The sequence below is a fragment of the Citrobacter sp. HN-141 genome (assembly GCF_033341895.1).
GTDB lineage: Bacteria > Pseudomonadota > Gammaproteobacteria > Enterobacterales > Enterobacteriaceae > Citrobacter.
The window spans coordinates 70,412-84,273 of record NZ_JAWPBF010000009.1 but is presented as its reverse complement, the minus strand read 5'-3'; the positions used below and the strand labels follow the sequence as shown (position 1 = coordinate 84,273).

Sequence of the window (13,862 nt, the reverse complement as noted above, 5' to 3'; positions counted from 1 at the left end):
AATCAGGCACCTATCTTTTTGATCGTCAAAGGGATTTCCGCGTGTTCGTCATAACGTGCGGTACAAGCTGCGACGTCGTTTGTTCCTGCTTTACAGGTGATTTCGGGCATGGGGTATCGCGAACCGTCCGTGCAACGGGCATTCCCACGACTCTTAATCATTAATTCGCCCGATTGATGCAGACCAGAGAAAATTTCGGCGCGGCAAACGATATTGTCGCCATGCACGACACGCGCAGTGCCCTTATTGGCCTGAATTTGATAACGCAGCGACGGGGCTTTACCACTGACCGGATCTTTTATATCGACCAGAACACGCCAGTTGCCGTTAAGAAAACGTGTTGTACCAGCCTTCATCTGGTTGGCATCCATTACCAACGCATCTTTCGGGATAGCGGCAATTACCACCGGTCCTTCTACGGGCTTCTCTTTTTTCACCGGTGGAATAACTTCAGCCCGATGCAGCGGCAGCGAAGGTGTCAGCTCTGGCAGGGGTTTACTGTCTATCTTTGCCACGTCAATGAGGGCGACTGCAGGTGCGGGAGAATCCGTGTGTTGTTTCCATAATAGCGGCCCTGCAATGGCGGCAATGACTGCCGCAGCAACGGGCAGGCTCCACAGCGGCAGGCGACGCGTGGGCTTACGCTGTACTGGCGGTGGCGCGATCTCTGGCTCACTCACGATGACCGGGGGTTGTGGTTCGGGTTCAGCGGGTTTCGCTAGCTCAATGGCCGTTGTCAGCAGCGGGGTATCGGCCTCGGCGAAAGTGATTTCCGTCGGGATTTCTTCGACTTCCGGTTCCGGCTCCGGTTCAGGTGCCACTACAACCTGGGGAACGTCGGTATGACGCAGGCAATCGAGTACATCGTCACGGGTGTTTTCATTCAGATTGACGAAGCCCCAGAACGTAATGACGGGTTTGCCATCAACCAGGAACACGTGGTTCTCACCTGGAAACTGGATGGCTTTGTCGAGTAGTGAACCAAACAGTTGCAGAGAAGTTTTACCCGATTGCAGGCTTTTCCGACTCAGGGCCGCGGCATTCTCCAGCGTACTGGACAGATAGCGCAGAGCCCGAAAACGCGCATCTTCATCAGCGGCTTTCCACGCGACAGCCTTTCCTTCAAGCGGGGAATACCAGTCCACCCGATCGCCACTGTCGTTAACTTGTGGGATTGCCAGACAATCCGCCATCGCCTGTTGTTTACGCAGACGAAGCGTTTCACGAATTTGTAGTGCTGAATCAAACACGGCCTGACCACCGCCACCCACGGCCTGATAGTCATCCAAATTGCCGCTGCGCAAGAGAGTTTTTGCCACGTAATTGCCCCTTAGACTTCTTCACACAGCCATTATACGGATTCTCAAAACAAGCAAATGCCAGAAGAGATGCCAAAATGGGCGAATTTTCATGGCATAGAGTATTGGGAAAAATCTTGACGTTTTGAAAAAGACTTAAGGTAAATTACTTCGCCTGCGATGATGAATTAATCAGCGAAAACCACCCGATTAGAATAACCTGATAGAGATTTGTTATTAGTGCGTCTTTGCCAGCTATGCTCTGATAGACGAGTAAATAATAAAAGAAGAAGGCTTATAACCATGATTGCAAGGAAAACGCTGCTCGCGCTGGCACTCAGCGCCGTCTTACCAACAGGTGCTGCCTGTGCCGCCAGTACTGATACCATTGTTTACTGCTCTGAAGCATCGCCGGAATCATTTAACCCCCAAATTGCCAGTTCAGGTCCGTCGTTTGTCGCCAGTTCACAGGTGTTGTACAACCGATTGATCAACTTCGATCCGGTCAAAAATACCCCGGTCCCGTCTCTGGCAACGGAGTGGACAATTTCCCCCGACGGCAAGACCTACACATTTACCCTGCGCCAGGGCGTGAAGTTCAATAGTAATAAGTTCTTTAAACCTACCCGTGATTTCAATGCCGATGACGTCGTTTTCTCGGTATTACGCCAGAAAGATGCCGATCATCCGTACCATAAGGTTTCACAGGGTAGCTATGAATATTTCAACGATGTTGGCCTGGACAAACTGATCAAAGAGGTTAAGAAGGTTGATGATTATCACGTTCAATTTGTCCTGAACGAGCCCAACGCTGCATTTCTTGCTGACTGGGGGATGGATTTTGCCTCTATTCTTTCGGCAGAATATGCCGATGAGATGCTGAAAAAAGGCACGCCGGAAAACGTCGATAACTGGCCGATTGGTACCGGGCCTTATGTCTTGCAACAGTACAAGCAGGATTCACAAATCCGCTATCTGGCAAACCCGAACTACTGGGATGGTGCAGTGCCAACGAAACATCTGATTTTCTCCATCACACCAAACGTACAGACGCGACTGGCGAAACTGCAAACCAACGAATGCCAGATTATTCCCGCGCCAGCACCGGTGCAGTTTGATGAAATCAAAAAGAACAAGGATCTGACGTTGCATTCGGTCGAAGCGCTGAACGTCGGTTATCTGGCGTTTAATACGGAGAAAAAGCCGTTTGATAACGTACTGGTGCGCCAGGCGCTGAACTATGCGACAGATAAAAAAGCCATTATTAACGCGGTCTTTTTAGGTTCCGGCACGGTGGCGAAATCGCCAATCCCGCCGAATATGCTGGGCTTCAATAAAAACCTGAAAGATTACGATTACGACCCGCAGAAAGCGAAAGAACTGCTGAAGAAAGCGGGGCTGGAAAACGGTTTTGAAGCGACACTGTGGTCAATGCCGGTGCAGCGTCCGTATAACCCGAACTCTCGTCGTATTGCGGAGATGATTCAAAGCGACTGGGCAAAAGTTGGTGTGAAAGCGAAAATCGTCTCCTGGGAATGGGGGGAGTATCTCTCCGGTATGCGTAAAGGCGAGCACGATACTGCGTTGTTTGGCTGGATGTCAGATAACGGTGACCCGGATAACTTTGCCGATGTACTGCTGGGTTGCGACAGCATTAAAACCGGATCAAACGCCGCGCGCTGGTGTGATAAAGAGTATAATTCGCTGGTTCAAAAGGCGAAACTGGTGAGCAAACCGCAAGAGCGCGCCGCGCTTTACCAGCAGTCGCAGGAAATTTTCTATCAGCAGGCTCCGTGGATTGCGCTGGCGAATGGTAAAACCTTCTATGCCACACGCAGCAACGTCAGCGGATACAGCGTTAGCCTGATGGGCAGTGATTTTTCAAAAGCGAAATTAAATTAATACGTTAAGGAGGGAGTATGTCGCATCTGGATGAAGTCAGCGCACGTGTTGATGCCGCCATTGAAGAAAGCGTCATTACGCATATGAATGAATTGCTGATTGAACTGAGCGATGATGTTGCGCTGAGCCGGGAAGATCGTTACACCCAGCAACAACGTTTGCGTACGGCAATTGCACATCATGGGCGTCAGCATAAAGAAGATATGGAAGCGCGTCGTGAGCAGTTGACCAAAGGCGGCTCTATTCTTTGATATTTCCGTGCCGGATGGCGGTGTTCACACCTCATCCGGCGTTCCGTAGGCCTGATAAGCGAAGCGCCATCAGGCTTAAAACGAACGTCTTGCCACCAGCCAGGCACCCACTACCAGCAATATCGCACCGCATACCGGACCTACCAGCGCGCGAAGCGGTACACCCTGGCTACGCAGAATATCCAGCACCAGACCGCCAATAAGCTGGCTGGCGACCAGCACCGCGATGGTGGTGGTGGCGCCTACGTTTTGGTATCCGCTGATACTGGCGAAAACAAAGAACGATCCCAGTAAACCCGGGATCAATGTCCACCAGCGCACGCTGGAAACCAGTTCGCCAAACCCCGCCGCACCTTGTTTAAACCACAGTATGCTGACAAACAGGACGATCCCGACCAGTGAGTTAAGCAGCATAGCAATAAGGATTGTCGAAGACGTCTGGGTAATGCGCACCATCAACGTGTTTTGCACCACCAGACCAATACCTGCGGCAATCAGAAAGGAGAGGGTCAGCGTCTGGTTCATCCACGCGCATCCGGTTCGCTGCGATCATCTAACTGCAGCTGCATAAAAGTCAGATCCAGCCAACGACCAAATTTAGTCCCGACCTGGGGCATCTGCGCGGTAATATTGAAGCCCAGCGTGCTATGCAGGTGGAGCGATGCCTGATTTTGCGACTCAATTCCTGCCACCATGACATGCTTGCCACACGCGCGCGCTTCTTCAATGAGTCTGCTGAGCAGCCTGCGACCCAGTCCTTTTCCCTGATGTTCCGGGTGCACGTACACTGAATGTTCGACGGTATGACGGAAACCGTCAAAGTTGCGCCAGTCGCCAAAAGAGGCGTACCCCGTGACGACGCCATTCTCTTCACTTACCAGCACCGGATACCCCATCAGTTGGCGAGCTTCATACCAGGAGATGCGGTTTTCGGCATCGACCGTTTGATCGTTCCAGATAGCGGCCGTATGCAGTACGGCGTGATTGTAGATTTCTGCGATGGCGGCGCAGTCGTCTTTGCTGGCAAATCGAATTGACATGTTGAACCTCAGGGGTTGTTCACTATAGTATTACAATATGAATACTATTGAAGACAGCATAAATCAACGGATCAGTGCAAGAATTCGCATTGAGCGGGAATCTCGCGGCTGGTCGCTGACGGAACTTGCCGAACGTGCAGGGGTGTCGCGGGCGATGATCCATAAAATAGAACGCGGAGAGAGCAGTCCAACGGCGACGCTACTGGGACGGCTTTCCGGTGCGTTTGGTATCAGCATGTCAACGCTGATTGCCCGGGCCGAAATGCAGGAGGGTAAACTGCTGCGTTTCGCCGACCAGCCGGTCTGGCACGATCCGCAAAGCCACTATTTGCGCCGCCACGTTTCTCCGCGCAGCGATCTGCCTATCGATCTGGTGCAAATCGAATTACCGGCTGGCAGTGATATTCCGATGCCCGCCTCTTCTTATGTGCAGGCCCGACAGCTTATCTGGTTGCAGCAGGGGGAATTGGTGTTTGTGGAAGGTGATACACGCCACGAAATGAAAGCCGGGGACTGCCTGGAGTTGGGGCCGCCAAACGACTGTCGGTTTATCAATGAAACCGCGCAGTCCTGCGTTTATCTGGTTGTGCGGTTAAACCACGCTGGCAATTAATGTGAAAGCATCACAGAGATAGCGCGTCTACTATTGATGGATTCATGCCAAAAGCTGAGGAGAACATCAATGGGTCAACAAATGCAACGCAATCGTCGCTGGGTTCTGGCGTCACGCCCGCATGGCGCACCGGTGCCCGGTAACTTCCGTCTTGAAGAAGAGGCCATCGCGACGCCCGGTGACGGAGAGGTGCTACTGCGTAACGTCTACCTCTCGCTCGATCCCTATATGCGTGGACGTATGAGCGACGAGCCGTCTTATTCGCCCCCGGTTGAGATTGGTGCCGTGATGGTGGGTGGCACGGTCAGTCGGGTCGTGGCATCGAATCATTCGGATTTTAAACCCGGTGAATGGGTGCTGAGCTATAGCGGCTGGCAGGACTTCGCCATCTCTAATGGTGCTGATTTGGTAAAGTTAGGCGATCACCCTGAACATCCTTCCTGGGCGCTTGGTCTGCTGGGGATGCCGGGTTTTACGGCGTATATGGGGCTGCTGGATATTGGCCAGCCCAAAGCCGGTGAGACACTGGTTGTTGCTGCGGCAACCGGACCTGTTGGCGCAACCGTGGGTCAGATCGGCAAGCTGAAGGGCTGTCGGGTTGTTGGTGTGGCAGGTGGGGCAGAGAAATGTCGCCATGCTACCGACGTGTTGGGCTTTGATATCTGCCTCGATCATCATGCCCCCGATTTCGCACGCCAACTGGCACAAGCCTGTCCGCAGGGTATCGATATCTATTATGAAAACGTCGGCGGTAAAGTTTTTGACGCCGTTTTGCCGTTACTCAACACTTCCGCCCGTATTCCGCTGTGTGGTCTGGTGAGCGGTTATAACGCCACATCACTGCCGGCGGGCCCAGACCGTTTACCGCTGCTTATGGCCACGTTACTGAAAAAACGTATCCGCTTGCAGGGCTTTATCATTGGTCAGGATTATGGTCACCGCATTCATGAATTTCAGCGAGAAATGGGGCGTTGGGTTCAGGAAGGCAAGATCCACTATCGCGAGCAGGTCACTGAGGGTCTGGAAAATGCCCCGGAGACCTTTATCGGTCTGCTGACCGGTAAAAACTTTGGCAAGGTCGTAATTCGTCTTGCTGAAGAGTGATACGAAGAGGCTAAAGGCGCTAACAGCCGGATGGCGCCTACGCCGCCATCCGGCAAGCGTTGTAGAGCCAATCTGTTTGAATATTGATTTCGCTACAAGCGAGTATTCATGGAGAAAATAAGAAGGTTTTCACCGAAAGTGAATAAACACTCCACTTTGCGATAAATAATGATTACTATTCTCATTCTTAAAAAGGCAAAACCATGATTTTGCTCATTGAAGCTATGTGAAGCAGTAACAACTGAATTTATCAAAGGGAGTCGTCATGTCTTTACGTCATCTGTTTTCACCGCGTCTGCGTGGTTCTTTACTGTTAGGTTCACTGCTCGTTGCATCATCATTTAGCACGCAGGCTGCGGAAGAACTGCTGCGCAAAGGCGTAGGTAAAGGCGCCTACGAAATGGCGTACAGCCAGCAGGAAAACGCACTGTGGCTGGCCACCTCGCAGAGTCGTAAGCTGGATAAAGGTGGGATAGTTTACCGTCTTGATCCGGTGACGCTTGAAGTAACTCAGGTTATTCATAACGATCTCAAACCGTTTGGCGCGACCATCAATAACGCGACGCAAACGCTGTGGTTTGGTAATACCGTGAATAGCGCGGTGACGGCGATTGATGCGAAAACCGGTGAGGTGAAAGGGCGCCTGGTACTGGATGCGCGTAAACGTTCTGAAGACGTCCGTCCGCTGCAGCCTCGTGAACTGGTCGCCGATGACGCCACCAACAAGGTATACATCAGCGGAATTGGTAAGGAGAGCGTGATTTGGGTCGTGGACGGTGAGACGGTCAAACTTCAGGACACGATTCAAAATACCGGTAAAATGAGCACCGCACTGGCTGTCGACAGCAAGGCTAAACGCCTGTATACCGCCAATGCCGATGGCGAATTCATTACCATCGATACCGCCACCAACAAAATTCTCAGCCGTAAAAAACTGCTGGACGATGGCAAAGAGCACTTCTTCATTAACCTGAGCCTGGATACGGCCGGTCATCGTGCGTTTGTCACTGACTCCAAAGCGGCGGAAGTGCTGGTTATCGACACCCGTAACGGTAACGTGCTGGCAAAAGTTGCCGCACCGGAATCTCTGGCCGTACTGTTCAACCCGACACGCAATGAAGCCTATGTAACCCACCGTCAGGCCGGTAAAGTCAGCGTGATCGATGCGAAAAGCTATAAAGTGGTTAAAACCTTCGATACCCCGACGTTCCCAAACAGCCTGGCGCTCTCTGCCGATGGCAAAACCCTGTACGTGAGTGTGAAACAGAAATCCACACGCGAGCAGGAAGCGACTCAACCGGACGATGTTATTCGTATCACCCTGTAATTCTTCGGAGGGGGCAACCCCTCCAGTCATTTCTCTATACGCCACGATACGCCTCGTTACACCCCATCGGTAGCCTGACAAACTTCAGCGACTTACACTACGCCCTCAACGGCTAACTGAATAACACGGGAATACCATGAAAAAGCCATTAATCTGTCTTTGTGCGGGCGTAATGCTGTTTACGCTGGCTGGCTGTACCACCGATTACGTCATGACGACGAAAAGCGGACAAACTATTACCACCCAGGGCAAACCAAAACTGGATAAAGACACGGGAATGACCAGCTATACCGATCAGGATGGGAATGCGCGGGAAATTAACAGCAATGATGTTGCTCAGCTAATTGAAGCAAACTAAGTCGCTCAAATGGGTAGGTCAGAAATCTGACCTACCTTAAAGCGTTACGGCGCGGTACGATGGATTTCCGCAACGCGTTTACGTACCCCAAACCAGCCAGCGACCAGCAGAATGGCAATCAGCGGTAATGAGGCGATAGTGTAGGTCCCATTCGGATAGTCAAACGCCATTAACACCAGCACCGCCAGTAAAAACAACAGTGTTAACCAGGACGTAAACGGCGCACCAGGCAGTTTGAAGTGAACGTCTGCTGCTTTGCCATCTTTAATGGCCCGACGCAGACGCATCTGGCACACCATAATGAATGCCCACGATGCAATGATGCCCAGCGAGGCAAAGTTAAGCACGATCTCGAACACCTGCGAAGGCACCAGATAGTTGAGAAAAACTCCGACGACGTACACGACAAGCGTGGCCAGTATCCCGGCATAAGGTACGTGTTGACGGCTCATCTTGGCCATAAATCTTGGCGCGGAACCGCCCATCGACATTGAGCGCAAAATACGACCGGTGCAGTACAACCCCGAGTTGAGGCTGGAAAGCGCGGCGGTAAGCACCACGATATTCATAATACTGCCAATATAGTGAACGCCGAGTTTGGAAAAGAAGGTAACAAACGGGCTTTGACCTGCCTGATAGGCATTCCACGGCAACAGCATGACCAGCAACACCACTGAACCTACATAGAACAGGCCAATTCGCCAGATAACGCTGTTAATCGCTTTTGGCACCATCGTTTGTGGATCTTTGCACTCGCCAGCCGCAGTGCCTACCAGTTCAATAGAGGCAAATGCAAAGACGACACCCTGGACCAGTACCAGCGCTGGCAGCAGGCCATGCGGGAAAAAACCACCGTTATCGGTGATCAAATGAAAGCCCGTGGCGTTACCATCCAGCGGTTTTCCCGTGCCCAAAAAAACAGTTCCGACGACCAGGAAGATAACGATAGCCAGCACTTTGACCAGGGCAAACCAGAACTCCATCTCCGCAAACCACTTTACGCCGATCATGTTCATGGTGCCGACAATGGCCAATGCGCCGAGGGCAAACACCCATTGCGGTACATCACCAAATGCGTCCCAGTAGTGCATATACAAGGCCACGGCCGTGATATCCACGATTCCGGTCATCGCCCAGTTGATGAAGTACATCCAGCCAGCCACATAGGCCGCTTTCTCACCTAAAAATTCGCGGGCATAAGAGACAAAGCTGCCGCTGGAAGGGCGGTGTAAAACCAGTTCACCGAGTGCCCGCAGAATGAAGAATGAAAAAATACCGCAGACCAGATAGACCAGTGCTAAAGCGGGTCCGGCCATTTGTAAACGTGCGCCAGCCCCTAAAAATAACCCGGTACCAATAGCACCGCCAATGGCGATCATTTGTACCTGCCGGTTCCCCATCGCTTTGTGATACCCCTCTTCGTGAGCATTCAACCAGCGTCGTTTCGCCGCGTGTTGTTCCGCGGCTTGCGTGTTGTGTGTGTTCATTACGTTTCCTGTTAACCTGACTAATTTACAAAATCCTTTTTGCCGCAGTAGTTGCGGCGAAAACAGCGTTACCCTTCATTGTGTTACCGCGGGAAAAGTGTCGGCCGAGCATCCTACATTCAATTGATAAGTGAAGCAAAGCCTGGACACGGGGAAGTGGTTTTTTTCTGTAGCCTGAATTGACGGGATGTGGACTCGATTCAGTAAAAAATAGATGAGGTGGGCAATGTGAAGGAATGCGCTCATCCTGATCGTCAGCAGAATGAGCGCTGTTTGCTTTACGCCGACACGCCAAAGACCTGTACGGCCTGCTGCAATCGCGATGAGCGTTGCGTTAAATCGGCAGTCGCGTCAGTGACACGCTCCACCATCTCGGCATTATTGTGCGTCATGGTCCCAACACGCGAAATGGAATCATTAATCAGATCCAGCGCCTGGGTTTGCTCCCGCGTTGCCAGACTAATGTCTTTAATCATCATCGACATCTGTAACACATCGCTGATCATCCCGGTGAGATGCGTTTCTGTCTGTTCAACCATTTTTACGCCGGTATTGACGTTAGCGACGTTCTTCTCGATAAGCTGTTTGATCTCTTTTGCCGCTGATGCAGAGTGTTGCGCAAGATTGCGCACCTCCGCGGCCACGACGGCAAAACCGCGCCCGGACTCTCCGGCTCGCGCCGCTTCAACAGCCGCGTTGAGCGCCAGAATATTTGTCTGGAAGGCGATGCTATCAATTACGCCAATGATGTCGACAATCTGACCATTATCACGAGAGATCGCCTGCATCATGGCGATAGTTTGTTTCATAATATCGCCGCCTTCAGCGGCATTGGTGCTGGTTTGATCGGCCATCGTCATGGTGTGAGCCGCCGTTTCTGCAGTTTGCTGCACTGCGCTACCAATTTCTTCAATGGCGGCAGCGGTTTGCTGAAGGTCTGCGGATGTTTCTTCAGAACGTGTATGCAGCGCGATACCTTCTTTAGAGACGCGTTGGCTGATGGCCCGGATTCCGGATATTTGCGTACTGACGTCATCAACCAGTGAATTTAGATTAAGTCCGGATTGATTAACCAGTCGCATTAACATGCCGATTTCATCTACGCGATTTAAATGGCAGTTATCGGGTTTTCGTCCGGATACGACTTTCTTCATTTGAGTCAATAGTGTATTAACTGGCTGACAAATTTGACACTTAAGGTAAATAGCAAATAACAGAAATAACGCCAGTAACCCGCCGGATTGAATAAAGTGATTTACAGGAGCGAAGATTAATAACAAAGAGAGCAGGGCAACGACTCCCAAGGCATAATTGACGCGTTGACTAATGCTCAACCATTTAAACATTGAAGTCCATGCCAATATGCCACGGCGAATGATAATACCCTTAAAAAGACGGAACCCGCTAAGTTGTTGATTATTTATTTTTTCATACAGCTGCGCACTCTGAGATATTTCGTCTCGCGAAGGAACAGTACGCACTGAGATGTAACCCGTTAACTTTTCATTGTGCCAAACGGGCGTGACGTTGGCGCGTACCCAGTAGTGGTCACCGTTTTGACGCCGGTTTTTCACCATTCCCGTCCAGCTGTCACCCTGCTGCAACGTGTACCACATGTCAGCAAACGCGGCTGGCGGCATATCTGGATGGCGAATAATATTATGCGGTTCACCCATTAATTGACTTTCGTTAAAACCACTGGCATCGATAAACGCGGAGTTTGCATAGGTAATATGACTCTCCTTATCTGTCGTCGATAGCAGCGTCGCTTTACCGTTAAGTGTGTGCTCAATTTGTGTAACGGGCATGTTACTTTTCATAAAGGCCCCATGATGGTATGTATAATTCATACAAAGATCCCCGTAATAATTCCAGGGGATATTAAAAAGCTGTTTTAAACCATTTTAATAAGAAACGCTGCATTCTCTACTAATCATCAGTTCTGTGAAAGTATTTAAAATAAAAAAATTAATGCGCGGAACCCATGTCTCTTTCATAAAAATGAAACAATCAATACAAGCGCATAACACAAACAGGTGTTTAGTCTGACTTAAATTAAATTCAACACTGAACACGCATGTAAAAATAAATCAAACGAAAAAGGATGTTGCCGCCTTTCCAGTATCAATAAAAAACCTATTATATTTTGTAGTATGCAAATACAAGCCATTTTTTCTGCATAGTGGCGCGTTCAAAACCGGAAGTTTGACTCCTGTTGGGATGAACGTTATCCCTGATCGCTGCGTGGTTGGTTATCTGTTTTTTAGCTGAGTAAATGTGAATTAAATGTTTCCATATGGTTATTTGATAATTTAATAATACTGACATGTTAACAAATATAGGCCTGCAACATGTCATACCGCCTGAGTATTCTGGATAAAAGCCCCATCGGGGAAGGTGAAACTGCCGCAACCGCGCTGGCCCGCACGCTGCGCCTGGCACAACGTGCAGAAGAGTGGGGATATCATCGCTTTTGGATAGCTGAGCATCACAATACGCCGCAACTTGCCAGCCCCTCACCGGAACTGGTGATCGCCTGGATACTGGGACAAACCCAGCGCATTCGCGTGGGTTCCGGTGGCGTCATGCTGCAACACTATAGTCCCTACAAGGTAGCGGAAAACTTTAATCTTCTGGCCTCACTGGCGCCGGGACGTGTCGATCTTGGGGTTGGGAAAGCGCCCGGCGGTTTACCGCTGTCAACGCAGGCACTGCAGGTGGGTCTGCATCAGGAAGAAAAAGGCAGTTTTGCCGACCAGCTTACTCAACTGAACGCCTGGCTGACGCTGACCGGGACAGAAAGCGGGCAGACAGTATTCCCGACACCGCTCCCGCCAGCGCCGCCGCAAAGATTTGTGCTGGGCGCGAGCGTAGAAAGTGCACGCCTGGCGGCACAGTCCGACTGGAACTTTATTTTCGCGGCGCACCTGAACGGCGATAAAGCGTTACTGCATGAGGTGCTGAGCTTCTGGCAGGCCAACAGTTCACGGCCAACGATTGTCGCCGTGCAGGTTATTGTGGCTGACAGCAGCGATATGGCAGCGCAACTGGCGAAAGATGTACAAATCTGGGGCGTCGAGTTGGAGGATGGACAACGCGTCACCGTCGCCAGCGAAGAGCAGGCGCTGGCTTTCGCCGCGCAGGCGGGCAGCGCACCACGAACAATTGCCCGGCGTGAGCAGGCGTTACTGCAGGGGAGCGCTCAGGAGGTGGTGGCCACACTGCGTTCATGGCAGGTGCAATACGGTATTGATGAATTCATTATCGATACGCCGGTGGCCGAAGGTCAGGCGCGCCTGACATCGTTACGCCTGTTGGCACAGGCCCACAGCACGATGGAGGTTGTCTGATGTCATTAGCCTCACAGCTTATCGACTGGCGTCGCGAGCTACATCAGCACCCGGAGCTGTCCCTCCAGGAAGTGGCGACAACCGCGCGTATTCGTGACTGGTTGCATGCTGCAGATGTCACGCTATTGCCGTTCAATCTGAAAACGGGTGTCGTTGCCGAAATTGGTCAGGGAGACGATGTCATCGCTCTGCGGGCGGATATCGATGCTTTACCGATCGAAGAAAATACCGATGTGCCGTTTCGCTCCGTCACGCCGGGGGTGATGCATGCCTGCGGACATGATATTCACACCAGCGTGATGCTCGGTGCTGCACTGTTGCTTAAGCAGGAGGAAAACACACTACCGGGACGCGTGCGTATTTTGTTTCAGCCGGCAGAAGAAAGTTTTGGTGGCGCTAAAACGCTGATCCGTGCCGGAGCCCTGCAAAATGTGGCCGCGATCTTTGGCATGCACAACGAGCCCGGGTTGGCGGTAGGCGATTTTGCCACCCGAGGAGGGGCGTTTTACGCCAATGTGGATCGCTTTGTGCTGCGTATTACCGGAAAAGGCGCGCATGCGGCGCGTCCACACGAGGGAAAAGATGCCATCCTGCTCGCCAGTCAACTGGTGACGGTATTACAAAGCGTCGCCAGCCGTGAGGTCAATACGCTGGATTCGGTGGTGCTTAGCGTCACCCGAATTCAGGGGGGAAATACATGGAACGTACTACCGGAATCCGTTGAGCTGGAAGGGACGCTCCGGACACATCGAGCAGAGGTGCAACAACAGGTCAAATCACGGGTCAGTGATATTGCCGCTGGGTTTGCCCACGCCTTTGGCGCACAGATTGATGTTATCTGGCACGCGGGGCCCACGGCCCTGGTCAATGACGCGCACTGGGCCGATATTGCGACCAACGTAGCCAGACAATCCGGTTACACGACGCATCATGCCGACCTGCATATGGGCGGGGAGGATTTTGCCGTTTATTTGCAAAATACGCCTGGGGCGTTTGTTAGCATCGGTAGTGCCAGTGAATACGGATTACATCATCCGGGGTTTAATCCGGATGAACGGTTAATTGAACCTGCCGCACACTACTTTGCACATTTAGCAAAAACGGCATTCGCACACCTTTAATTTATCTGTTG

Annotated in this window: 13 protein-coding genes; 8 read left to right on the top strand and 5 right to left on the bottom strand. The window is 51.5% G+C overall.

Going from position 1 to position 13,862, the window contains the following annotated elements:
- Positions 1 to 2: 2 nt before the first annotated feature.
- Positions 3 to 1,319 (bottom strand): SrfA family protein, encoded by a 1,317-nt coding sequence (locus RYZ59_RS12725; protein ID WP_137381816.1) that lies wholly within the window; start codon positions 1,317 to 1,319, stop codon positions 3 to 5.
- Between the two features lie 282 nt (positions 1,320 to 1,601).
- On the opposite strand from RYZ59_RS12725, the gene RYZ59_RS12720 reads away from it, so the two are divergent.
- Both RYZ59_RS12720 and RYZ59_RS12715 read left to right on the top strand, forming a co-directional pair.
- Complete coding sequence (locus RYZ59_RS12720; protein WP_318048234.1) at positions 1,602 to 3,200, top strand: ABC transporter substrate-binding protein; 1,599 nt, start codon at positions 1,602 to 1,604, stop codon at positions 3,198 to 3,200.
- 17 nt (positions 3,201 to 3,217) lie between these two features.
- The gene (locus tag RYZ59_RS12715; RefSeq protein ID WP_048211611.1) at positions 3,218 to 3,451 is read left to right on the top strand and encodes a YdcY family protein; all 234 of its coding nucleotides are present in this window, start codon (positions 3,218 to 3,220) and stop codon (positions 3,449 to 3,451) included.
- A gap of 75 nt (positions 3,452 to 3,526) precedes the next feature.
- On the opposite strand, the gene RYZ59_RS12710 is transcribed toward RYZ59_RS12715, so the two are convergent.
- Both RYZ59_RS12710 and RYZ59_RS12705 read right to left on the bottom strand, forming a co-directional pair.
- Positions 3,527 to 3,976 carry a DMT family transporter gene (locus RYZ59_RS12710; protein WP_318048229.1) on the bottom strand — a complete coding sequence of 150 codons (450 nt, stop codon included), beginning with the start codon at positions 3,974 to 3,976 and terminating at the stop codon, positions 3,527 to 3,529.
- A complete protein-coding gene (locus RYZ59_RS12705; protein ID WP_318048227.1) occupies positions 3,973 to 4,491 on the bottom strand; it encodes a GNAT family N-acetyltransferase in 519 nt (172 codons plus the stop codon). The genes RYZ59_RS12710 and RYZ59_RS12705 overlap by 4 nt, the downstream gene beginning before the upstream one ends.
- Positions 4,492 to 4,528: 37 nt before the next feature.
- Between RYZ59_RS12705 and RYZ59_RS12700 the strand changes: the two genes are divergently transcribed.
- The 4 genes from RYZ59_RS12700 (at position 4,529) to RYZ59_RS12685 (ending at position 7,893) form a co-directional block, all read left to right on the top strand.
- Complete coding sequence (locus tag RYZ59_RS12700; protein WP_318048224.1) at positions 4,529 to 5,104, top strand: XRE family transcriptional regulator; 576 nt, start codon at positions 4,529 to 4,531, stop codon at positions 5,102 to 5,104.
- Positions 5,105 to 5,173: 69 nt separating this feature from the next.
- Complete coding sequence (locus RYZ59_RS12695) at positions 5,174 to 6,208, top strand: NADP-dependent oxidoreductase (RefSeq protein WP_318048223.1); 1,035 nt, start codon at positions 5,174 to 5,176, stop codon at positions 6,206 to 6,208.
- Positions 6,209 to 6,473: 265 nt separating this feature from the next.
- Positions 6,474 to 7,535, top strand: a complete 1,062-nt coding sequence (locus RYZ59_RS12690; protein WP_318048221.1) for a YncE family protein — start codon at positions 6,474 to 6,476, stop codon at positions 7,533 to 7,535.
- Between the two features lie 136 nt (positions 7,536 to 7,671).
- A complete protein-coding gene (locus tag RYZ59_RS12685) occupies positions 7,672 to 7,893 on the top strand; it encodes a YgdI/YgdR family lipoprotein (protein ID WP_043016274.1) in 222 nt (73 codons plus the stop codon).
- 44 nt (positions 7,894 to 7,937) lie between these two features.
- Here the strand turns inward: RYZ59_RS12685 and ansP are convergent, their stop codons facing one another.
- Positions 7,938 to 9,380 carry an L-asparagine permease gene (gene ansP, locus RYZ59_RS12680; protein WP_318048216.1) on the bottom strand — a complete coding sequence of 481 codons (1,443 nt, stop codon included), beginning with the start codon at positions 9,378 to 9,380 and terminating at the stop codon, positions 7,938 to 7,940.
- Positions 9,381 to 9,658: 278 nt separating this feature from the next.
- Positions 9,659 to 11,200, bottom strand: a complete 1,542-nt coding sequence (locus tag RYZ59_RS12675) for a PAS domain-containing methyl-accepting chemotaxis protein (protein ID WP_318048214.1) — start codon at positions 11,198 to 11,200, stop codon at positions 9,659 to 9,661.
- Between the two features lie 531 nt (positions 11,201 to 11,731).
- On the opposite strand from RYZ59_RS12675, the gene RYZ59_RS12670 reads away from it, so the two are divergent.
- Together RYZ59_RS12670 and RYZ59_RS12665 are read left to right on the top strand one after the other, a co-directional pair.
- Entirely contained in the window at positions 11,732 to 12,730 is a 999-nt protein-coding gene (locus RYZ59_RS12670) for an MsnO8 family LLM class oxidoreductase (protein WP_318048213.1), read from the top strand.
- Complete coding sequence (locus tag RYZ59_RS12665; RefSeq protein ID WP_318048210.1) at positions 12,730 to 13,851, top strand: amidohydrolase; 1,122 nt, start codon at positions 12,730 to 12,732, stop codon at positions 13,849 to 13,851. The genes RYZ59_RS12670 and RYZ59_RS12665 overlap by 1 nt, the downstream gene beginning before the upstream one ends.
- Positions 13,852 to 13,862 lie beyond the last annotated feature (11 nt).